The sequence below is a fragment of the Xenorhabdus vietnamensis genome (assembly GCF_002127535.1).
Lineage (GTDB): Bacteria > Pseudomonadota > Gammaproteobacteria > Enterobacterales > Enterobacteriaceae > Xenorhabdus > Xenorhabdus vietnamensis.
Window position 1 is genome coordinate 1 of record NZ_MUBJ01000027.1, and the last position, 23,166, is coordinate 23,166.

The 23,166-nt window shown below is 44.4% G+C and carries 12 protein-coding genes and 2 pseudogenes; 9 read left to right on the plus strand and 5 right to left on the minus strand.

Going from position 1 to position 23,166, the window contains the following annotated elements:
• Window positions 1–284 precede the first annotated feature (284 nt).
• From sfnG to Xvie_RS17680, 4 genes and pseudogenes are all read right to left on the minus strand, one after another.
• The gene (sfnG, locus tag Xvie_RS17670) at window positions 285–1,367 is read right to left on the minus strand and encodes a dimethylsulfone monooxygenase SfnG (protein WP_086110489.1); all 1,083 of its coding nucleotides are present in this window, start codon (window positions 1,365–1,367) and stop codon (window positions 285–287) included.
• Window positions 1,368–1,611: 244 nt separating this feature from the next.
• Window positions 1,612–1,740: a hypothetical protein gene (locus Xvie_RS24225; RefSeq protein WP_279625683.1), complete on the minus strand. Its 129-nt coding sequence runs from the start codon at window positions 1,738–1,740 to the stop codon at window positions 1,612–1,614.
• A 279-nt stretch (window positions 1,741–2,019) separates the two neighbouring features.
• Window positions 2,020–2,313 (minus strand): annotated as a pseudogene (locus tag Xvie_RS17675) (ISKra4 family transposase); the annotation flags it as partial.
• A 126-nt stretch (window positions 2,314–2,439) separates the two neighbouring features.
• A complete protein-coding gene (locus Xvie_RS17680; RefSeq protein ID WP_086110490.1) occupies window positions 2,440–2,598 on the minus strand; it encodes an IS1096 element passenger TnpR family protein in 159 nt (52 codons plus the stop codon).
• Between the two features lie 86 nt (window positions 2,599–2,684).
• Here Xvie_RS17680 and Xvie_RS17685 point away from each other — a divergent pair, with 86 nt between their 5' ends.
• The 4 genes and pseudogenes from Xvie_RS17685 to Xvie_RS17700 all read left to right on the plus strand — a co-directional run.
• Window positions 2,685–2,930, plus strand: a complete 246-nt coding sequence (locus Xvie_RS17685; protein WP_086110491.1) for a hypothetical protein — start codon at window positions 2,685–2,687, stop codon at window positions 2,928–2,930.
• A 337-nt stretch (window positions 2,931–3,267) separates the two neighbouring features.
• A complete protein-coding gene (locus Xvie_RS17690) occupies window positions 3,268–3,645 on the plus strand; it encodes a hypothetical protein (protein ID WP_086110492.1) in 378 nt (125 codons plus the stop codon).
• 281 nt (window positions 3,646–3,926) lie between these two features.
• On the plus strand, window positions 3,927–4,934 hold the full coding sequence (locus Xvie_RS17695) for a hypothetical protein (protein ID WP_086110493.1): 1,008 nt from the start codon (window positions 3,927–3,929) through the stop codon (window positions 4,932–4,934).
• A 318-nt stretch (window positions 4,935–5,252) separates the two neighbouring features.
• Window positions 5,253–5,354: pseudogene (locus Xvie_RS17700) on the plus strand (IS6 family transposase); the annotation flags it as partial.
• A gap of 208 nt (window positions 5,355–5,562) precedes the next feature.
• Here Xvie_RS17700 and Xvie_RS17705 read toward each other — a convergent pair.
• Window positions 5,563–6,621: a hypothetical protein gene (locus tag Xvie_RS17705; RefSeq protein ID WP_086110494.1), complete on the minus strand. Its 1,059-nt coding sequence runs from the start codon at window positions 6,619–6,621 to the stop codon at window positions 5,563–5,565.
• 741 nt (window positions 6,622–7,362) lie between these two features.
• On the opposite strand from Xvie_RS17705, the gene Xvie_RS17710 reads away from it, so the two are divergent.
• The 5 genes from Xvie_RS17710 (at window position 7,363) to Xvie_RS17730 (ending at window position 23,141) form a co-directional block, all read left to right on the plus strand.
• Window positions 7,363–8,970, plus strand: a complete 1,608-nt coding sequence (locus Xvie_RS17710) for a glycosyl hydrolase family 18 protein (protein WP_086110495.1) — start codon at window positions 7,363–7,365, stop codon at window positions 8,968–8,970.
• Between the two features lie 133 nt (window positions 8,971–9,103).
• Window positions 9,104–12,574, plus strand: a complete 3,471-nt coding sequence (locus Xvie_RS17715; protein ID WP_086110496.1) for a Tc toxin subunit A — start codon at window positions 9,104–9,106, stop codon at window positions 12,572–12,574.
• Window positions 12,575–12,580: 6 nt separating this feature from the next.
• Window positions 12,581–16,768, plus strand: a complete 4,188-nt coding sequence (locus Xvie_RS17720; RefSeq protein WP_086110497.1) for a Tc toxin subunit A-related protein — start codon at window positions 12,581–12,583, stop codon at window positions 16,766–16,768.
• A gap of 45 nt (window positions 16,769–16,813) precedes the next feature.
• Complete coding sequence (locus Xvie_RS17725; RefSeq protein ID WP_086110498.1) at window positions 16,814–18,760, plus strand: glycoside hydrolase family 18 protein; 1,947 nt, start codon at window positions 16,814–16,816, stop codon at window positions 18,758–18,760.
• A 106-nt stretch (window positions 18,761–18,866) separates the two neighbouring features.
• Window positions 18,867–23,141 (plus strand): SpvB/TcaC N-terminal domain-containing protein, encoded by a 4,275-nt coding sequence (locus Xvie_RS17730; RefSeq protein ID WP_086110499.1) that lies wholly within the window; start codon window positions 18,867–18,869, stop codon window positions 23,139–23,141.
• Window positions 23,142–23,166: the final 25 nt, after the last annotated feature.

The following is a 23,166-nucleotide window of genomic DNA, read 5'->3' on the forward strand; positions in this document are numbered from 1 at the left end:
TCTTGTTCCCAGATTTTGGCAGGGGATGGCATGTGACACCGCCTTTTATTTAAGGAAGAAGAGCCCCATCATGGCACAATAGGGATTACGGCTGTAGTACTAGTCGATAACCAATTAACAGGCATACTCATGGAATATATTAGTATGCCTGTTTACACGATAATGAATGGTGACTGAGCGCCGGACAGTTAAGCATGACGCCAATATTCAACATGACAATAAGATTAAGTTCGCTCCCCGATAAGTGTCCTGATTTTGTGATCCACTACAAAAATATTATGTTACTAATCAGTTTGTTGCTCTAATTCACGAACAAGCGGAATCACTTTTCTACCAAAATACTCCAGCTCCTCTTGCATATGCAGAAATCCAAGTAACATTAGGTTTACACCAACCTTCTTATATTCAATGATTCGCTGAGCTATTTGTAACGGTGTGCCGATAAGGTTGGTTTTAAAGCCATCGTTATACTGTACAAGATCTTCGAAAGTTGATTTTGCCCAGTTACCCTCTTTTTCTGGCGAGGCATTTCCTGCATTTTGTACTTCATGATGGAAACTTTTCACCGCTTCAAAGTCACTGTTATCTAAAATATCCTGTAGTACTGCGCGAGCTTCTTGCTCATCATCACGGGCAATAGCAAAACCATTAACACCTATTTTTACCTGATGATTATTTGATAACGCTTTGGCTCTGATATCTTCGATTTGTGTCCGAATATATTCTACACTGCCACCATTAGTAAAATACCAATCAGAAACACGTGCCGCCATATCTCTGGCCGCTCTGGAACTCCCCCCTTGAAAAATCTCCGGCAGTGGTGCAAGAGGTTTAGGATTTAAGACATAATCATGAAAGCGATAAAAATCACCAGAAAAACTGAAAGCGGGTTGTGACCAGATTCCTTTCAAACAACGGATAAACTCTTCAGAACGCAAATAACGCTCTTCGTGATCCAACCACGGTTCACCAATCGCTTTGAATTCACCACGAAACCAACCACTAACAATATTAACAGCAATGCGGGACCCATAAAGCTGACTAATTGTTGCTATTTGTTTAGCAGCCAGTACAGGTTTCCACGCTCCCGGTAAAAGGGCTGCGATGACTTTCAGTTTATTTGTTACCGAAAGCAGATCTTGCGAAAAAGTCACCGATTCATGTTGGTTTTCAGCCCCATATCCAGCAGTAAATCTAATTTGGGTCAATGCATAATCAAAACCTACACTTTCGGCGATTTGAGCCAGACTACGATTATAAGTATGACCCCAGTGAGTACGTTGTTGGATTTTACTTATAACCAATCCACCTGAGACATTAGGCACCCAATAAGCAAATTGAATGGGTTGAGAATTGAGTCCAATCATAAGGCCTCCATTTGAAATCCGAATAATATATTCATCATGGGTCTACTGATGCTCTCCCGTCAGAATATTCACATCATGATCTGTTCCGACTTGCAGGTTATGCCCCGATGCCATCCACGTCCTGCATACAGGCGACATTATCTATATAGATGGAACGATATTGGTTATTACTTACTTGCTCCCTTAATATGTGATAGTAGCGATACTGCTTTTCCTCATATTCTATTGATTTATCAGCCTAAATTTAATCGCGCACCATATCCATCTGTATCTGCAAAGACAAGGTATCCTCTGATAATTTCCCCCCGTGATTATGGCTATTACTAGCCAGCATACGAGTATATTGTCCGATGATCCATATTTGATTGAGCAAGGCATCTCCTCCCTTCTATTTCCTCGCCTAATACTACAGCCGTAATTGCTTTTCTTAATGGATAACCTGCCTTGGATAAGGGCTTGAAATGATATCTCAATTTATTGATTATCAAATAACATATGAATTTTTCTAATAATTAAAACTGGCGAGTATTGCTTGTTATTCGAGAATAAAACTACCTACGGCGAAATTAGATTGTTTTAATACATTGGATGAATATTTAGAAAAATTCAGCTCTTAACAACGGGGTTTGAGGTTCAATGATGTAAAAAAACACGCCAAGAAGGTAATTTGTTGATTAGCCTGTATTCTCTGTGAAGATAACTGAGCCATCAGTTTTCTTCTGGGGTGATTTTCCAGACATTGTACAAAACCAAAGCGTTTGGCCGGAACATTAACAGAAAACGATTTTCCAACGATGACTTAGAAATGGTGTTTTTTATCATCTCGATTTCTGACATAGCCCCTATCAATGTCTATCGTCATCGGTTTTCCCGGTTTTGGCCGCTTCTCCCATTCTCGGGGAGCGCCGGAGAGAAAATCAGGCAGTCCTTCTAATTCAGCCTCTTTCTCGAAAAAGTTGTACTCATAAGTAAAACGATCACTGGCATCAAATTCAAAATCATCCAGCGTGATTTTGTCAGGGTTATCCGGAAACGCAATCCCGCCAGAATAGGAAATGCCGTAATTTTTGCCTTACATACGAAATTGATGAAGGTGATCATCCTGCCATCCCTGAGCAAACTGAATAATATAGTGAAAAGCCGCTAAAGAAGTCTCCCCAGACAGCCTAAAATGACGCCAGACCATAGGACTGATACCCCGAAGGGCTACTTTCTCGATATAAGTTTTCATGGTGAGGTGCCGGATAAAAGTATGCTGAGTGGCTCATATTATCGCTAACTGAACAAAGTGCCCTACGCTTTTTTATGCTCTCCAATATGACGCGTTTCCAGGGCATTGTTCAGTGCCCGACAGAACCTGGAAAAGTGACCGGCAATAGCAGCGGAAGCGAATGCCGAAGTGCAGAAAAAACCGTTTTTCGCATTAATTCCTTTAAGAAACGTCATCGTTTTAATCCGGGAAAAACGTTCAATCTGCGCAAGCAATTTCTCGGTCAGTGCAGCAGTGCCGACCCGGTGGCCGTCAGTCAAATTTTGACAAAATTTGGTAAAATCAGAGAGTAATGAAAATCAACGGATATCCTCTGTTGCGAAAGATAACGCCCTCATCACCCTGATAACTCAGGGCGTATCGTCAACATCACAATGAAAGAGAGGAATGTATTATGTAAAACAAATTCAGTTAAATTAAATTAATTTGTTTTTACATATCACTTTATGGTAAAAAATCCTAAATAGCATTTGAATATGGGATTCAATCATATTAAGTTTAACCTTATTTTTTGTAGCCTTTTAATTACATATATCAGTCTGTCCGACAACTGTTCAGGCGTATGACATACTATTTAGCATAGCGACGCCATTTTGATAGATAATTTATTCAAATCTAAAGGAATATAATATGAAAATTAAATTTTTAATTAGCATCTTTATTATTATGGTTATGCAGGGTCATGCCTTTGCAAGAAATTGTGATGCAAACGATAAAAAAACGGGATATGTTCAATCCATATATATTGGGGTAGATAATGAGAATGATGGCAGCGTTACTTTCAATTTTTTACCCAAAGGTTCAAAAGAAGCAATAACACTCTCTTTTTATAATTACATTAGCAGTAAACAAAATACAATATTTCCAGATGATATGGTGGCCGCCCAAAATGCACGGGCTGCCTATACTCTTTTATTAACAGCCTATTCCTCTGGGTCACCGATAAAAATTATGAGGTGTTATGGTAACGGTGTTGTGGCGCTTGGAATGGGACACGGCTCGTTATAGATCGGGTTTGTCGATTTAGCAAAAATGGATTTATAAGAAAGTTTTTATTATTCTCTTCTTTATTTGGGGCCATTTAATACGAATTAATTCAGTTGATTATTTTTTTAAAACTAATGATACATTATGGCGGTGTGGGACGGGGCTAATATCGGTTTAGCCATCCCTGCCCATACTGTTTGCAGCCACATAAACTCCTATCTAAATACCTTGAGGGTTAATAATCAAAAAAGAGCAAAAACATATCGGTAGAAACAATGAAATATTATGTAATGGAGTCTAAAATGAAATTTATTTGCATGATCTTATCATTAGCAACATTTAATTCTTTTGGCTATGATCCAGAGGCTTACTTAAATCCAAATAGGCACGTTTGCTCTATAGCTATTAGCAATCAAATCTATAATCCCGCTGATTTTTTTAATAATAATTTGAGATATAGAATAGATAAAAATATAGGGTCAGTGACAGTTTCCATTGATAATGGTGATGGAACAGAAAGAAACATTATTATTGATGTTGCACCATTAGTGAGAAATGCGGCATACATGTGGAATCAACGCTTTATAGCGAGGGGGAGTCCCATTCGCCTTACCGAAGTCCCTCAGGGATCACCCAGTGAAGCTGATTTTCAAATCTCTAGGCCAAATGATGCACAACAGGCTATTTTGCGTTCGCGTGAAAATTTAGCTCAGACAACGTTCGTTTTGCCGACTGACATCCTGGAGCATTATCCAGTGCCAGAGTTTAACAGACCGGGAATGTTTCTAACGAATACATTCTCTTATTCAAGAGACTTTTTCAATACCATTAGAAGAGCTCTAAATGAGCGTTATACAGAACATCAAGCTGCAAAAATAGTAGTTTATCAAACCATAGCTCATGAATTTGGACATGCTTTAGGTCTAACTCATCCTGGATTACTTAGTCTGGAAAATGAAAAAGAAAAACGAATAGTAATAGATACATCAAATCTTGGAAATTTTCTTGCTTTAGCAATTACAGCAGAACTTGAACAGGGACAATCAGATGCCAGAGTGCCATTAATGACAGAGGATGATAACTATTTTTTCCGGCTACGTCACCAATTGGGCAGACGATTAAACTATGATGATATTGAGCCATCAGAATTAGAATTAAACGCGATAGATATGGAGAATGCGTGTGGTGGTTTAACTTCATCTCGACCTAGAAGAAATGTTGTATTTTCGGCGAGTTGCAAAGAAAAACCTCGTATCTTTTATCCTATAACACAATCACTGATACCCATTTATCAAACACTGTTATTTTAATATGACCGTAGGAATCCTTAATGGGAATTTTAAAATTACTTACGTTACTATGCGTTTTACTTTTATACACAGCTATACACAGCACAATCCTATGCCTAGGAGCCAATTAATCATCGAGAGCATAAAAAACCGCGGGGCACTTATGCGGCAAAGCAGCTAAAGAAAACTGTCAAACCAGAGTATTGACATAGTGAAGAGTCACTTAACAGTATAAATATTTATGGACCAATAATGGGTAACTATCCGGTTAATTCACTAATTTTACAGCTAAATAACTCAAGTGCCCCACACTTTTTTATGCTCTCGAAGAAAAATCGCATCAAAATCCGGCAAAACAAATACCTGAATAATCTGATAGAGCAAGGTCACCGAAACATCAAACGACAGGTGCGAACGATGCTTGGGTTCGGCTCGTTCAGAACGAGCCCATACCCTGCTAGCAGCCTAAAAAATCAGCAAGCCGACTTTCTGATAACTTTCAAACCATAATGCAACACAACCCGTATTTCTCTGCTTATCTGTTCGCCCTCGAATTTGTTTTTTGAGAACATAAAAACAGCATCAGTAATTACTGTCGGTATATAAAACAGAAAACTATGCTCTTAGCGTAAGCCTACTCAACCCCTTATCAGGATAATTGCTCAAGTCTCAGATTTTGCAGGGTTTCATAATCTGTAGATTCTCCGGGGTAGAGGATCTGAATATCTAATTCAACATCCTGATTTGGAGCAATCACATGGCCAGAAATACTGTCCAGATAAATCTCACCATTTACAGATTTTTCTGTGTTAAGAGTGAGCCAACTACTCTGACTCGCCAGCCAATTAGGATCCGGTTCAGCGCCTTCAGGGAGAAGAAATGACAGTTCCCATGCAGATACTGGATCCTCAGCAGAACTTAAGATGAGTTTATAACTGTAGATATATTCTGGTTTATCCCACTCTTTTTTCCAGTGTGATATATACTCCTGTGTAACTTGCAAGTCTCTTTGCGCTGTCACCGTAATAGTGGTGTCCATTGTATTATCGCCACTGTTTATAATTCCTAATGGCGTATATAACCTGCAATTTAAAGCAGCCGACCCTTGGCCTTCACCGGTTAAAGGAATACGAAGAGAGGATGTTCCATTTGCAGGAATATCCACAGCAGGCGGGAATGAGTCAACGGTAAAAATATCCGGATTACCGGAACTTGCCTCAATGGTAGCACCTGTGACAGTCGTACTGCTGTTGTTCTTAATCTGGAGCAGAGCTGAGTATTCTTCTCCTGTCTGGATGCTGATACCACTTTCCAGAGTCATAGTCAGGTTTACCGTTGTGACATTAGCTGAAACAACAGAGTTGACTGCATCGTTCCATGTCCCTGATCCAAGGGGATAATTAACCAGGGACGAAATTTGTTTCCCCGCACTGACTGTCAAAGTTTCCCCGTCCAGATAAAGACCGGAAATCAGCGTGGCATTCTGGCTCATGTTGTTGACAACACTGGATACACCATCATGCCCACCGACAATGAAACCATAACCTTCTAATTGTTCCGTATCCAGTTGAATATTCGGGGATATAACTAATATATCTCCGATTTCAGTTTCATTAAAGTTTATGTTTGTATAAAGAGCCAGTTTTCCGGCAGGGCATTTATCTGCCCCTGAACTGTTATGAATAAGGTAAACATCATCTTCAGTCATAAAAACACTCTCTGTTATTATAAAGTGGTTATTGTTTTTCATTGAATGCAGAGCAATAAACAAAGCTCTCGTATATAGGGATTATAATGATATTTCCGAATAGAATGAGCCATTTTATTGAAGTGTTATTCATTAAATTTTGATGATTACATTTCTCTTTATAACTCCAGATATATATTATCTTTTTTTATTTCAGGTGAACTAATTCCGCGAAAATCTGGCGGAGTCTTGATTTATGATTTTCCACAAATCGATTGAATAATTACCCCAATAAAATGCGATATGATAAGAAATCGAATGAATTATTTAAATTATTAATCCGCTAATTTTTGTTTTTAGTTAATACAGGTGATCAGGTGACAACAAAAAGAAAATAACGATATAATATCACAAGTAATAAAATTCTTAGATAATATCATTTACATACAAAAGTAAATACTCTGGTACAGTTTACACTTGTTAGGAATATATAATGTCATGATATAAAATATATAATAAAACACCATTTTTATAAAGGACAAATAACTCTATTTTTAATGGTGAGGATCTGTATATTCTGAAAAAAATAAAATCCGTTAATTTTAATTTATACCTAATGAATTTGAAGATGCAAGTTTTAAAAATTGAGAACTGTCATTTAACCGACAGATGAGTTCACTGGCTTTTTCTTTTTCGTGTGGCCTTGAAAAAGTGATGAATCACCTCACAAAAAACGTTTATAACCTATTAGGAAGATCTATCATGTCAAGTTCCAAAAATACAAACCTGAATAACAACCCATTCGTTATCATCCCCGATCCCGGCACAGAAACCAAACCCGGTGAAATTTGGGGTGCCGGTGCTACAGAAAAAACCTATGAGGTTAATGAATTTGATCCCTCAACCGCAGACAGTGATTTAAGTTATACGCCGGGACGAATAGCTAAAAATTTATTTAACCACTATGAATCAGTCTCAGGTTTCGAAGTTTTCGGCTACTTATCTGACTGGGGAACTTATGATTCCCGTTATGGTAATGCCCCCGGTGATACCAATGTAGATTATGCAAAGGGCGGCCGTGGTACCGATATTATGCGACTACTGGACGAAGGCAGCCCCCTGCCTTATTTTGACCGTATTGTAGTCGGATTCGCGGGTATCATCGGTGATGAAGGACTGGAAGAAGCAACCATTAATCAAGCGGCTATCGATTTCAAAATTGCATCTGATAAAGACGATCTTCCGAATCATAAAGGTGAAGCCACTTTTACCGATTATTGGGGGGACACCGGTGCCTACCTTAACTGCGGTTTCCCCGGCTGGAAAGAGACCGATTTTACACCAGAGAACGCACAGGGTGTATTAGGTGCGCTGGTGAAATTACGCGAAAAATATCCAGATACGCCGATTGGCCTAAGTCTGGGGGGCTGGTCAATGAGCCAAGCTTTCCATTTTATTGCGAAAGAGTCCGAACTGCGCCAGCGTCTAGCTAAGTCACTGAAAAAAATCTTTGATCTCTTCCCCATGTTTACCGATTTGGATCTCGATTGGGAATACCCAAACTACAAGGGCGAAGAACACAATAGCTATGATGAGGAAGATCCAGATAACTTTGCCGAACTCATTAAAGAAATTCGTAAAGAACTGCCTGATATCACCATCAGTATCGCTACTATTGCCGTACCGGCAGGGCTGGAAGCCGCCAATATTCCGCTACTGCTGGAAGCGGGGGTCGATAAACTTAATGTTATGACCTACGATTTCTTCGGAACACCTTGGGCTGAAACATTAGGTCATCACACTGCCTTAAAACTTAACCCTGATAAAGAAGAAACTCAGAACTCAGTAGATAAAGCGGTCAATTACCTGGTGGATGAACTTCATATCGAACCGCAGAAAATTAATATCGGTTATGCCGGTTATACCCGAAACGCACAGCAAGCATCAATACTCAGCATTTCCCCAATCTACGGCCGCTATACGCCGAGAGGCAATATTGCATTAGGAAGCTTCGAATCAGGTAGCACCGAATGGCCGGATTTGTTACGTAATTACCTCGACAGCAATATGGATGGCATCAATGGCTTCACCGTACATACCGATGAAGTTGCCAAAGCCGAGTTCCTTTATAACGAAGAATCCCGCCTATTCATGTCACTGGATACCCCGTACAGCGTGAAAGAAAAAGCAAAATACGTCAAAGAAAAAGGACTTGGCGGCATGTTTATCTGGATGATTGACCACGATAACGGCCTGTTGACCAATGCCGCACGCGAAGGACTCGGTGCCGCGACGGTAGGTACACCGCGCATTGATATGGCGCCTTTGTGCCTGTCCGCAGCAGAAAAGGCAAAAAACAAGACAAAGTAATCTCTATTTATCCCAATAAGACAATACCTTAAATAGCGTATTGGATTAATTACCCAACCCAACCAATGCGCGGCGTTCACTGCTCAATAATCGGGCAGTGAACGCCGTGATTTATCTTAACGGGTGATAAAACATGAATACAACATCGACAGATGAGAAAACTGTAACGCCTCTGCTGGCGTCTGCATTTATGCAGGCCCAGCACTCCGTACAACGACTGCAATCAATAGAACAGAGTCATAATGAACTCAGTCGTTGGGGATATTTCTCGGTATTTGATATTGTCAAAGTCGGACCATCACGCTTCAGACGCCGCCACAGACATCATTTTAACGGTCAAGCAGAAACGCTTTATCAAAACGCGCTCAGCTACGCAACCCAGCTGATTCACAGCGCCCGTGAACGGGGATTACGTGATGCCGAAACCCTGCGTATGGCCCGTGTTGCTTCTGGACAACCGGAACTACCCAACTATGCGGATCTTTTCCCGGAACCTTGGGACAATTTTTGTAAACCCGGTGCACTTGAAGCACTGAATTCCCCCATTGCTTATCTGCTGGAGTTATATCAGTTCGCCCGCCAGCTTGAACTGGATGCAACCGAAGGTGCGATTGCTTTTGCCCAACGACGTCCAGATATTCCAGAACTGTTACTGGATCGCGATAACACGAATCAGGAACTTCCGGCGTTACAGATAGTCAATGAAATTCTCTCATTTATCGCCGCTGATTATATCGACCATAGTCAGGAAACTGGCAAACCCGTTAACCAAGTGCTGGGAGAAACGTACTACCCTTACACTCTGCCTTTCAGTCTCGCAACGCTACAGGTCACACTTGGCTTAGCCGATAAAAATACATCTCTGGCCAGAGTGATTCAGGCACTCCATCAGGAGCTGCCCGATTTTTGCACGGAAGTGCAACCTGGCGCCGCCAACAGCGTAATACTGGCAGCGACTCAGCTGAGTCAGGGACAAATGGAGCTGCTCACCGGAGAGACGCCTTTTCCTACTACCAGCCTGACACAACCGGAACTTGTTGCCCAATACCGAAGTGGCAGCACCACTGAAACCTTAACCGATATTGATCTTTCCCAGCATGGTTATATTGTTCCTCAGCAACAGGGGGCACAGGGTCCAGAATCACTGACCTTAACGCCGTTACCTGCATCACGGGAACCTTATGATGAAATTCACGTTGAATGCCAAAATAAAGACGGAAAATCAGCAACTATCACACTGCGGGGACAGTCTGTTCTTACCTGTCAACGCGCTAAACGCCGGTTACAACCGTTCAGTGACAATCCGCCCTACCCGCGTCAATTTCAACTGAGTTGGCACGACGAAGACAACAAAGATGTAGATCTCTCTCTCGGTCCATGGTTCGGTGATCTGACCATTCAGGCACAAAAAAAGGATGACAAACACTCTTTTCTGACCCTGAAATATCATCTGGTGTTATCTGACAAAGCATTATCTGCTGAACAACTTTACCCTAAGGCAGAAGATTTCTTCAGGAAGAACTATGGATTGGAACTCAGTGAGCGTAATAGACTGCCGGAAATTCTGTTTCTTATTGACCGGATCAAGGGGCAAGCAGAAGAGATCGAGCAGGCCATTGCCTGGGGCGATTTCAGTCCGGTTGTTTCCGCGAATATCAGCTTTACTAACCCGATATTTTCCAATAAACAAAGCACATTACGTTTTCCACTACCTTTCCAGGTGGGGGCCTGTTACCTCAATGTCGGTCAGCCAGAAGCCGTTGGTATTGATGTTCAACGCCCCCGCAGTCTGACTGCAACCACAAATCAGCGTTTCGATCGTCTGCAACGGTTAATTCGCTTACAACGCTGGTTAGAAATACCGCATCATGATTTGGATTGGTTATTAACCTGCGCAATGCGGGCAGAAGGTGAAAATAACCTAACACTGGAGATAAATTTTAATACGTTGCGTGCATTAGGTTTATTCCGTCATCTCAACACTCGTTATAAATTGTCGGCTTCTGCTTTCGCAACTGTCTTACATACACTTTCGCCTTTTGCTGTCAGCGGAAATCCCGCCTTTTTGGATCAGGTATTCAATCAACCCAAACTCTTTGATGAACCTTTCTTTGTTGATAATCGTACTTTTGATTACAACACGACTCGTGGTAACGATGCACGAACGATTAAACAACTGTGCGCCGGATTGAAAATCACTGTGGCCACCTTCCAATTGTTAGCTGAACAGGTAAACACCGCCTTTAATCTGCCATCCAGCAAGTTAATATGTTCACTGCCTGTTATTTCGGCTCTTTATCGTCTGGTTACCGTTCCTCGGCTATTCAATTTAACCCCTGAACAGGGCATGATGCTGATAAACGCATTAAGCGCCAGCGGGAAATTCTCATCTCATATTCTGGCTGGTGAACCCCGGTTAAGCCTGTTGACACCGGATGGTTCAGGTACCACAGAAGTTGACTTATTGGATATTATTCTGCTTTTGGAAGAAGTTGCTGCTTGGCTGCAACAGAGCAAACTGAAACCGGAAGAATTCTGCCTGATGCTACAAAGTGTTATGTTGCCAGTGGTTGCAACTGATAACAGTGTGACATTCTTCGACAATCTGCTGCAAGGCATTCCCAAAACCTTACTCACCGAGAATAACTTCAACGCAGGGGATATCCCCAGACTCCCTGAGGGAGAAACCTGGCTTGACAAACTTTCTATGCTGGTAACCAGCAATGGACTCGTCAATGTTTATCCACTCCGTTGGGGTCAGAGCGATGAAGATTATCTGAAATCAGTATTGACACCTATCGTTGAAAAAATCATTAACGATCCAGACAGTGTGGTTATCACCGTTTCCGCATTAACACAGGTCATTACTCAGGCGAAAACGGCGCAGGAAGATCTGGTTTCCACCAGCGTGACACGAGAGTACGGCACTGGACGCGATACCGTTCCTTGGTTATTACGCTGGATTGGCAGCAGTGTTCCCGATTTCCTGGGCAAAATTTATGTACAGGGAGCAACCAGAGGCGGACACTTGCGCACTCCGCTGGATATCAGCGATGAATTGCTGCATATCACCTATCATCTGGCGATAAATAACATGCTGATTAAGCAGTTACGACTCAAAGCTCAAATCGTTTCATTACGTATCATCATGCCTGAATGGCTCGGATTACCGCTGATAGATGACAGCCCGCTATCCGTGCATGAAATTTGGGCACTGAGCCGGTTCCGTAACTGGGCAACCAGTTCATTGTTTAGTGAAGATGAGTTAATCGAGTATTTCGCTTTTGCCAATCAGTCGGAGCGCGACGTCCGTAACGATGAAGATTTTGATCGAGACTGCGCTGAAAAGCTTGCCGACATACTTGAGTGGGATGCTGATGAAATTGAGCTGGCAACCCAACATTTTGATCCTGCCCCAACCCGTGCCAGAAATATGGAACAAATTGATTGGCTACGTCGTGTCATGGCGTTATCACGTCAGACTGGCTTGTCAGTGACACCATTAATGACAGCCGCAACGTTACCGCCTTTTCCGCCCTATGACCAGATAATCCATGTCGGTGAAGCGGTTATTGCGGCAACCCAGTACCCATCAGAGGAGTAAGGAACGATGAGTTCAGTTACCCAACCTATTGAAGAGCGCTTGCTGGAATCACAGCGCGATGCACTGCTGGATTTCTACCTTGGACAGGTCGTTGCCTATTCACCTGACATGACAAGTCAGCGCGATAAAATTAAGGATGTTGACGATGCCTGCGACTATCTCCTGCTGGATCTGCTGACCTCCGCCAAGGTCAAAGCAACACGACTTTCACTTGCGACCAATTCATTGCAGCAATTTGTTAACCGCGTGTCACTGAATATTGAACCCGGTTTATTTATGACGGCGGAAGAGAGCGAAAATTGGCAGGAATTTGCGAATCGTTATAATTACTGGTCTGCGGATCGTCTATTACGGACTTATCCGGAAAGCTATCTGGAACCATTGTTACGCCTGAATAAAACAGAATTCTTTTTCCAACTGGAAAGTGCCCTTAATCAGGGAAAAATTACCGAAGATTCCGTACAACAGGCTGTACTCGGTTATTTGAACAATTTTGAAGATGTCAGTAACCTGAAAGTTATCGCAGGTTATGAAGATGGTGTTAACATCAAACGCGATAAGTTCTTCTTTGTCGGGCGTACCCGTACACAACCATACCAATATTATTGGCGCTCACTGAATCTTTCGATACGCCACCCTGATACTGATGCATTATCCCCCAATGCCTGGAGTGAGTGGAAACCTATCGATCTGCCGCTGGGCAGCGTGGACCCCAATTTGATACGCCCCATTTTCCTGAACAACCGCCTGTATATTAGTTGGACGGAAATTGAAGAACAGTCTGAAAAAAAAGATACAACAGCGTTATTACTGCATAACCAAAATGCTGAGTCTCGTTATACTCCAGCCGCAGGTGATTGGGTTCCCCCTACGCCGTTCCTGACCCGGATCAAAATTGCTTATGCCAAGTATGATGGTAGCTGGAGTACACCTACCATTTTGCGCGAAGACAATCTGCAATACCGGATGACTCAGATGGTTGCTGTGATGGATATACAGCAGGACCCGCATAACCCGTTACTGGCTCTTGTACCCTTTGTCCGTCTTCAGGGAACGGATGAACACGGTGATTATGATTTTGACGAAGCCTTTGGTTATGTCTGTGACACGCTGCTGGTAGAAATTACCGATCTGCCGGACGATATGTATGAGGATGGACGAAAAGGGAAATATGTCGGCAGTTTGGTCTGGTATTACTCACGTGAACACAAGGATGCAGAAGACCACCCTATCGATTACCGTACCATGGTGCTCTATCCGGCAACCCGGGAAGAGCGTTCTCCGATTGCCGGAGAAGCCGAACAGAAAGGAGACACGGGTTTCGGCAAGGATAGCATCAAACTGATTGCCAATTTTGTTCATGGCACTGATGACACACTGGAGATCGTCGCTCAGTCTGACTTTAATTTTGGTGACATAGAAGATCATAAATATTACGACGGTTCTTTTTATCTGATGCACGGTGATAAGGTATTGGTTGAACAACCATTGGTATTGAACGAAAAAGTACCTGATTTAACGTATCCATCAATAAAGCTGGAGTCGAATAATCGAATCACACTGAAAGCCGAACTCCTCTTTAAACCCAACCAAGGTGGTATCGGTAATATGAGTGCCACCTGCACGCAAGAGTTCAGAATCGGTATGCATATTCGCGAACTGATTAAACTCAATGAACAGGATCAGGTACAATTCCTTTCTTTCCCAGCGGATGAAAATGGTAACGCGCCACAAAACATTCGTCTTAACACGTTGTTCGCAAAGAAACTGATCGCCATTGCCAGTCAGGGCATCCCGCAGGTACTGAGCTGGAATACACAGCTTATTACAGAACAACCCATGCCTGATTCATCCCCTACGCCAATTGATTTAAATGGCGCAAACGGGATCTATTTCTGGGAACTGTTTTTCCATATGCCATTCCTGGTCGCGTGGCGGCTGAATATCGAACAACGATTAAAAGAGGCCACCGAATGGCTGCACTATATTTTTAATCCGCTGGAGGATGAACTTGTTCAAGCCAGTAGTCAGGGAAAACCGCGTTACTGGAATTCACGGCCGATCATTGATCCGCCGCCCACCGTGTACCGGATGTTAATTGAGCCAACCGATCCGGACGCCATTGCTGCCAGTGAACCCATTCACTACCGGAAAGCAATATTCCGTTTCTATGTCAAAAATCTGTTAGATCAGGGGGACATGGAATACCGTAAGCTGACATCCAGTGCACGTATTGTGGCCCGGCAAATTTATGACTCCGTCAATATGTTACTGGGTACCAGCCCTGATATTCTGCTCGCGGCAAACTGGCAACCTAGCACACTACAAGATGTGGCTCAGTATGAAAGCAGTGAAGCTCGGGTACAGGAGCTAATGCTCTCTGCCGAGACCATGCCACTTCTGCCAGTGGCATACGATATATCCGTCTCTGCTGCACAGTCTGATTTATTTGTCAAACCTGTTGATACGGAATATCTCAAACTGTGGCAAATGCTGGATCAGCGTCTATACAATCTACGCCATAATCTGACGTTGGATGGTAAAGAGTTTCCGGCCGGATTATACGATGAACCCATCAGCCCACAAGATCTGCTCAAGCAGCGTTACCAACGTGTCGTGACTAATCGTATGGCGGGCATGAAACGCCGGGCAATCCCGAATTATCGTTTCATCCCGATTATGAACCGGGCAAAAGAGGCGGTAGAAACGCTGATCCAGTATGGAGCTACGCTACTCAGTTTGCTGGAGAAAAAAGACAATACTGACTTTGAACACTTCCGTATGCAACAACAACTGGGACTGTACAGTTTTACCCGCAATCTGCAACAGCAAGCGATTGATATGCAACAGGCCTCACTGGATGCGCTGACCATCAGCCGACGTGCCGCTCAGGAGCGCCAGCAACACTATAAATCGCTCTATGACGAAAACATCTCCACCACCGAGCAGGAAGTTATCGCATTGCAATCAAGTGCTGCTGATGGTGTGATAGCAGCCCAGTCAGCCGCCACTGCAGCGGCCGTGGCGGATATGGTTCCCAATATTTTCGGTCTTGCGGTCGGCGGGATGGTCTTTGGCGGTATGCTGCGGGCAATCGGTGAAGGGATACGCATTGACGTTGAAAGTAAAAATGCCAAAGCCACCAGTCTGAGCGTGTCAGAAAATTACCGTCGCCGTCAGCAAGAATGGGAGCTGCAATACAAACAGGCGGATATCAACATTGAGGAGATTGACGCACAGATTGCTGTTCAGCAACGCCAACTGAATATTAGCACAACCCAGCTGGCACAACTGGAAGCCCAGCATGAGCAGGATCAAGTTCTGCTGGAGTACTATTCAAACCGTTTTACCAATGATGCGTTATACATGTGGATGATCAGCCAAATCTCCGGGCTTTACCTGCAAGCCTATGATGCGGTTAATTCCCTCTGTTTACTGGCCGAAGCCTCCTGGCAGTACGAAACAGGCCAGTATGATATGAATTTCGTCCAAAGTGGTCTCTGGAATGATCTTTATCAGGGGCTGATGGTCGGAGAGCATCTGAAATTAGCCTTACAACGGATGGATCAGGCGTATTTACAACATAACACCAGACGTTTGGAAATAGTAAAAACCGTATCGGTAAAATCATTACTGACATCATCACAATGGGAAATTGGCAAGAGCACGGGTTCATTCACCTTCTCACTAAATGCCGATATGTTCCTGCGCGATTACCCGACCCACGCTGATCGGCGCATAAAAACGGTAGCGCTGTCATTGCCTGCATTGCTGGGGCCTTATGAGGATGTACGGGCTTCACTGGTACAACTCAGCAATATGCTTAACAGTACTGCCGATTTGAAAACTGTCGATTATCTGCTTAACCCTTTGGAACACACCAAACCCGAAAATGTTTTGCTGAACGTACAAGCCAATCAAAGTGTGGTGATTTCAACGGCCATGGAAGACAGTGGCATGTTCAGGCTCAATTTTGATGATGAACTTTTCCTGCCTTTTGAAGGAACAGGCGCCATTTCACAGTGGAAGCTTGAATTTGGCTCCGATCAGGATCAACTGCTGGAGTCACTGAGCGATATTATCCTCCATCTGCGTTATACCGCGCGCGATGTGAGTGGTGGAAGCAGTGAGTTCAGCCAGCAGGTTCGTAGCCGTCTGAATAAACATCAATTAAAACAAGACAATTCTAACTAATATCAGGAGCTGGCCCCGGAACATAACGGGGCCGGAAGTGAAATTATGTCTCAAAATGTTTATCGATACCCTTCAATTAAAGCGATGTCTGATGCTAACGGCGAAGTAGGTGAATCGCTGGTTGCCTGGCAGAATCAATCTGGTGGTCAAACTTGGTATGTCATTTACGATAGTGCAGTCTTTAAAAATATCGGCTGGGTTGAACGTTGGCATATTCCAGACCGCAATGTTTCACCTGATTTGCCGGTCTATGAGAATGCCTGGCGATATGTCCGTGATGCGACACCGGAAGAAATTGCCGATCACGGAAACCCGAGTACGCCTACCGTACCACCGGGAGAAAAAAACGAGATATTACAACATGATGAACTCACAGAAGAAACGTATCAGAAGGTGGGATATAAACCTGACGGCAGCGGAACTCATCTGAGTTACTCCTCGGCACGTGTTGCCAAGTCCATGTACAACGAATATGAAGTTGATCCGGAAAACACAGAACCGCTACCTAAAGTCTCAGCTTATATTACCGACTGGTGCCAGTATGATGCGCGTTTGTCTCCGGAAACACAGGGTAACACTGCACTGGCCAGCGACGATGCCCCCGGTCGTGGTTTTGATTTGGAAAAAATCCCGCCTACAGCCTACGACCGCTTGATTTTCAGTTTTATGGCCGTCAACGGTGATAAAGGCAAGTTATCCGAACGGATTAATGAGGTCGTTGACGGTTGGAATCTGCAAGCAGAAGCCAGCAGCGGTCAGATTGCCCCTATTACACCCGGCCATATTGTACCGGTCGATCCTTATGGTGATTTAGGCACCACACGCAATGTCGGTCTGGACGCTGATCAGCGCCGTGATGCCGGCCCGAAGAATTTCTTGCAATATTATAATCAGGATGCAGCCTCCGGTTTACTGGGGGGATTACGTAATCTGAAAGAGCGTGCAAAGCAGGCAGGGCACAAGCTGGAACTCGCATTCAGTATCGGCGGCTGGAGTATGTCAGGATACTTCTCTGAGATGGCCAAAGATCCCAATCAACGAACTACATTCGTGAATAGCATCGTTGACTTCTTCCGGCGTTTTCCCATGTTTACTGCGGTGGATATCGACTGGGAATACCCCGGAGCCTCAGGTGCAGAAGGCAATGAATTCGACCCGGAACATGATGGCCCAAACTATGTTCTGTTAGTGAAAGAGCTACGTGAAGCACTGGACATAACCTTTGGAACCCGGGCACGTAAAGAAATCACGATAGCCTGTAGTGCCGTCGTTGCCAAAATGGAGAAATCCAGCTTCAAAGAAATTTATCCTTATTTAGACAATATCTTTGTGATGACCTACGACTTCTTTGGTACCGGCTGGGCGGAATATATCGGTCATCATACCAACCTGTATCCACCCAAATATGAATATGACGGCGATACCCCTCCTCCACCCAATCCTGACCGAGAGATAGATTACTCGGCAGATGAAGCGATTCGTTTCTTATTGTCACAAGGTATAAAACCCTCACAAATTCACCTCGGTTTTGCTAACTACGGGCGTTCATGCCTGGGAGCTGATCTGGCAACACGCAGCTATAACAGAACAGGGGATCCACTGGGTACCATGGAAAAAGGTGCACCGGAATTCTTCTGTCTGTTGAATAACCAATACGATGCGGAATATGAAATTTCACGCGGGAAAAATCAGTTTGAGCTGGTGACAGACACAGAAACTGACGCTGACGCACTCTTTAATGCTGACGGTGGTCACTGGATTTCACTGGATACCCCCCGGACTGTGCTGCATAAGGGAATTTATGCAACCAAAATGAAATTGGGCGGGATCTTCTCTTGGTCAGGTGATCAGGATGATGGTCTATTGGCAAATGCCGCTCACGAAGGCTTGGGTTACTTACCTGTACCCGGAAAAGAGAAGATTGATATGGGACCTTTATATAACAAAGGACGTCTCATTCAACTTCCTAAGGTAACCCGTCGTAAGTCGTAGTAAGTGAAATTTTACGGTGTCCTCACAGAGGTCACCGTATCGTATCGCGGCAATATTCAATCGTTGCTCAGCCTGAATGTTTCGGAAGAGCAATCTGGAGCCTTTTATGAAAAATCCTGAACAACCGCTCTCAATAAATCAACCTTCCCATCCCAAAGACGGCGCTATCCAAGGTATGGGAGAGTTTTTAACATCCGGAGGTGCCAATGGTATGGCATCCCTCACCTTGCCTCTGAAAGTGACTTCCGGCAGCCGTACCGCACCCGCGCTCTCATTAATTTACAATAGCGGTAATGGCAACAGTGCTTTTGGTATGGGATGGCAGTGTACCCCCGATGCAATTCGATTACGGACAACCCACGGTATTCCCCGTTACAAAGACAGAGATACATTTCTGAATGCTGAAGGCGAGGTTCTGAATATCGCGCTTAATGATGAAGGACAACCTGACGTCCGTTCCACAGATCAATTAACGAATGTTCGTTTAGGTGCCAACTGGCGGGTTACCCGCTATCAGCCGCGTATTGTGTCTAATTTTAGCCGACTGGAATATTGGCAACCGGAACAAAACAATGATGATCGTCCTTTTTGGGTACAAATGGATGCCAACGGGCAAATTAACCTGTTTGGCAAAAACACACACGCCAGAATCGCTGATCCCACAAATGACAGACATATCGCGCAGTGGTTACTGGAGGAAACACTTACCCCAACCGGCGAACATATCTATTATCATTACCGGGCTGAGGATGAAAATTTCTGTGGGGAAGCGGAAATATCTCAACATCCTAATGCCAGCGCACAACGTTATCTGGTTCAGGTGAATTATGGCAATATCACGCCTCAAACTGGCCTATTTGCACTGGAAAAAAATCTGCCTGATGATGAACAATGGTTATTTCATCTGGTCTTTGATTACGGCGAACGATCATCATCACCCGTTATTTTGCCTGACTTTACACCGGACGGTGAAGGTTGGACTGTGCGTCCGGATTGCTTTTCCCAATTTAATTATGGCTTTGAGATACGAACCCGGCGGCTTTGCCAGCAAATATTGACTTATCACCGTTTACAGGCGTTGGCTGGCGCAGATACTACTGGTGAAGTTCCGGTACTGGTTTCCCGTACCATACTGGACATGCAGCACAATAAAACGCTCTCAACACTGACAACGATCCAGCAATCCGGCCTTCAGGAGAATGAAAAGCCGCTTCTATTACCGCCATTATCTCTGGCATATAACACGTTTCCCCTTCCTATCTCATCGAATTGGCAGGCTATGACCTCTCTGGGAAAATTTAACCATTTCCAGCCTTGGCAATTTATTGATTTATACGGAGAAGGCATTCCAGGAATTTTATACCAGGATCAGGGAGCCTGGTGGTATCGTGCCCCTCTGCGCGATACCACTCAGGATAATCCGGATGCCATTACTTACAGTCTGCCTGAACAATTACCCCTGATCCCCTCCCAGCAACAAAATGCAGCCCTGCTGGATATCAACGGTGATGGCAAACTGGACTGGCTGATAACATCCAACAACTTACACGGTTACCATACACTGGCACCGGATGGTCAGTGGTCACCGCTGATACCGATAACTGCACTGCCTTCTGAATTTTTTCACCCCAGAGCACAGCAAGCTGATATTACCGGTGCCGGATTACCAGATTTGGTCATGATTGGTCCACGCAGCGTTCGTCTGTTTGCCAACCAACGGACAGACTGGGCACCCGCAGAAGAAACGGTTTTACCGGACGGAATCACGCTACCGTATCCCGGTGCCGATGCGAAGAAATTAGTCGCTTTTGCAGATATGCTTGGTTCCGGCCAATCGCATTTGGTTGAAATTTCTGAGCAAAGCGTGCGTTGCTGGCCAAACCGTGGTTATGGTGATTTTGCTGCACCCATCACACTGGATGGATTCCGCCCACCTGCTGCCGATTTTAATCCCAACCGTATCTGGCTGGTGGATATCGACGGTTCAGGCACCACGGATATTATTTATGCAACCAGCACCAGCCTGCTGTTGTTCATTAATGAAAGCGGTAACCATTTTGCTGAACCAGTCACCATTCCGTTACCTGCCGGAGTCTTATTTGACCATACCTGTCAATTACATATTGCTGACACTCAGGGACTTGGTGTTTCCAGCATCATCCTTATTCTTCCCCATATGAAGCCTGCCCACTGGCGACTTGATCTGACCAACAATAAACCCTGGTTACTGAACACCATCAATAACAATATGGGCAGCATAACAACCCTGTCGTACCGTAGCTCAGCTCAGTTCTGGCTAGATGAAAAACAAACATATCCGTCATCCGAGCGCGCCGTAAGCCACCTTCCCTTCCCTTTGCATCTGCTGTGCCGCACAGAAACAATCGATGAAATCTCAGGTAACCATCTGACTGCGACCTACAGCTATGCACACGGTGGTTGGGACGGGGAAGAACGAGAAATCCGTAACTTCGGGCGAGTCACTCAAACTGACACTGACGAAAAAGCACGAGGAACCGCGACCACACATAACGGAACATTCCCTAAACGTACCATAAGCTGGTTTGCAACCGGCATTGATGCGATCGATAAACGTTTGCCCACAGAATATTGGCAGGGGGATAGCGCAGCCTGGGCGCCGTTTACACCACGCTTCAGCCGCTATGACAGCGAACAGCAAAAAGACATCGCCATAACACCGACAGACAAAGAACGCTACTGGCTGCAACGGGCATTAAAAGGGGCATTGCTGCATCAGGAAATCTATGGCGATGACGGAACACCTTACGCTTCATTGCCTTACCTGATGAGTGAGCATCGTCCGCAAGTGCGCAAAATCCTAAGTGCTGACGACCAGTTTCCCTGCGCTTGGGTCAGTGAAATTGAAACCCGTTCATATAACTATGAGCGTATTGCCGTTGATCCTCAGTGCGATCAGCAGATCATTCTGGCCTTCGACCACTGGGGAAGCCCGACAGACAGCATCACAATAGCTTATCCCCGTCGTCCACAGCCGCAAACATCCCCCTATCCAGATACATTGCCGGACACACTATTTGCCAGCAGCTATGACGAACAGCAGCAGATATTACATCTAACCCGACAGCGGCAACGCTGGCACCATCTTACAGGTGATGACTGCTTTTTACTCAAACTGCCAGATATCACCCGGAACGATATCTGGGAATACGAGGCCGACCAGACACCGGAACAAGGGATCACTCTGGAAGAACTAGAGAAAGCCAATAGCCTGATTGGCCCCGGAACGCCCTATCTTCGTCAAGGCTATCAGCGTATCGCTTGGGTTGGCGACGATACCCCGGATTGGCCGCCACTCAAAGCCTATACAGAAACAGCGGAACAGGATGAGCAAACACTGGCTGCATTTGATGAAATATTGACAGAACAGGAAATCACTGGGTATCTGAAAAAGACCGGTTATATTCAGGTCACACCACCATTGCCACTCAATGATAAAGAAACCAATTTCTGGGTTATACGCAACGGATATTCCGAATATGGTGATCATCAACAATTCTTTCGCCCGCTGTTACAGCAGGAAACGTTACTGGCCGCAGGGGCAAAAATCACATGGGATCCCCACTATGCTATGGTCGCAGAAATAGAGAATCCGGGTAATCTCCGTACTCAGGCAACATACGATTACCGCTTTATGCTCCCGACACATATCATTGACGAAAACGATAACCACCATCAGTTTATTTTCGACACATTGGGACGGTTAAGCCACAGCCGTTTTTGGGGCACGGAAGAAAATATACCGCAAGGGTATGACAAAGATATTCCGTTTACTGTACCAGACAGTATTGAAGCAGCATTAGCACTGAACACGCCGATCCCAGTAGCCCAGTTCATTATCTATAACCCGCTTAGTTGGATGGCAGACAGTGATGAACGCTTGCCACCGCACCTTCTGGTTATCACAACAGATCGCTATGACCATGATACTCAGCAACAACAACGTCAGACGATTACATTCAGTGATGGATTTGGCCGTCCCCTGCAAACCGGAACGCGTCAGGCACCGGGTGATGCTTGGCAACGTGGCGATGATGGCCGCTTGGCCACCGATAGTTCTGGCAATCTGATTATCGTACAGACCGATAACCGTTGGGCGATATCGGGACGTAATGAGTATGACAATAAAGGTCAGCCGGTACGTCGTTACCAACCCTATTTTCTGGATAACTGGCAGTATATTTGTGATGACAGTGCCCGTCAGGATCTGTGGGCTGATACTTACTACTATGATGCGATCAATCGTGAATATCAGGTTATTACCGCCAAAGGTTATCTACGTCGTCATCTGTATACCCCGTGGTTTACCGTTAATGAGGACGAAAATGATACAGCGGAATAAATGGGCGTTATATGTAGTGAATTAA

Bases quoted from the DNA above. Each gene is read 5' to 3' on its own strand.
- sfnG (WP_086110489.1), bottom strand. From the start codon at position 1,367: ATGATTGGACTCAATTCTCAACCCATTCAATTTGCTTATTGGGTGCCT.
- Xvie_RS17680 (WP_086110490.1), bottom strand. From the start codon at position 2,598: ATGAAAACTTATATCGAGAAAGTAGCCCTTCGGGGTATCAGTCCTATG.
- Xvie_RS17685 (WP_086110491.1), top strand. From the start codon at position 2,685: ATGACGCGTTTCCAGGGCATTGTTCAGTGCCCGACAGAACCTGGAAAA.
- Xvie_RS17690 (WP_086110492.1), top strand. From the start codon at position 3,268: ATGAAAATTAAATTTTTAATTAGCATCTTTATTATTATGGTTATGCAG.
- Xvie_RS17695 (WP_086110493.1), top strand. From the start codon at position 3,927: ATGAAATTTATTTGCATGATCTTATCATTAGCAACATTTAATTCTTTT.
- Xvie_RS17705 (WP_086110494.1), bottom strand. From the start codon at position 6,621: ATGACTGAAGATGATGTTTACCTTATTCATAACAGTTCAGGGGCAGAT.
- Xvie_RS17710 (WP_086110495.1), top strand. From the start codon at position 7,363: ATGTCAAGTTCCAAAAATACAAACCTGAATAACAACCCATTCGTTATC.
- Xvie_RS17715 (WP_086110496.1), top strand. From the start codon at position 9,104: ATGAATACAACATCGACAGATGAGAAAACTGTAACGCCTCTGCTGGCG.
- Xvie_RS17720 (WP_086110497.1), top strand. From the start codon at position 12,581: ATGAGTTCAGTTACCCAACCTATTGAAGAGCGCTTGCTGGAATCACAG.
- Xvie_RS17725 (WP_086110498.1), top strand. From the start codon at position 16,814: ATGTCTCAAAATGTTTATCGATACCCTTCAATTAAAGCGATGTCTGAT.
- Xvie_RS17730 (WP_086110499.1), top strand. From the start codon at position 18,867: ATGAAAAATCCTGAACAACCGCTCTCAATAAATCAACCTTCCCATCCC.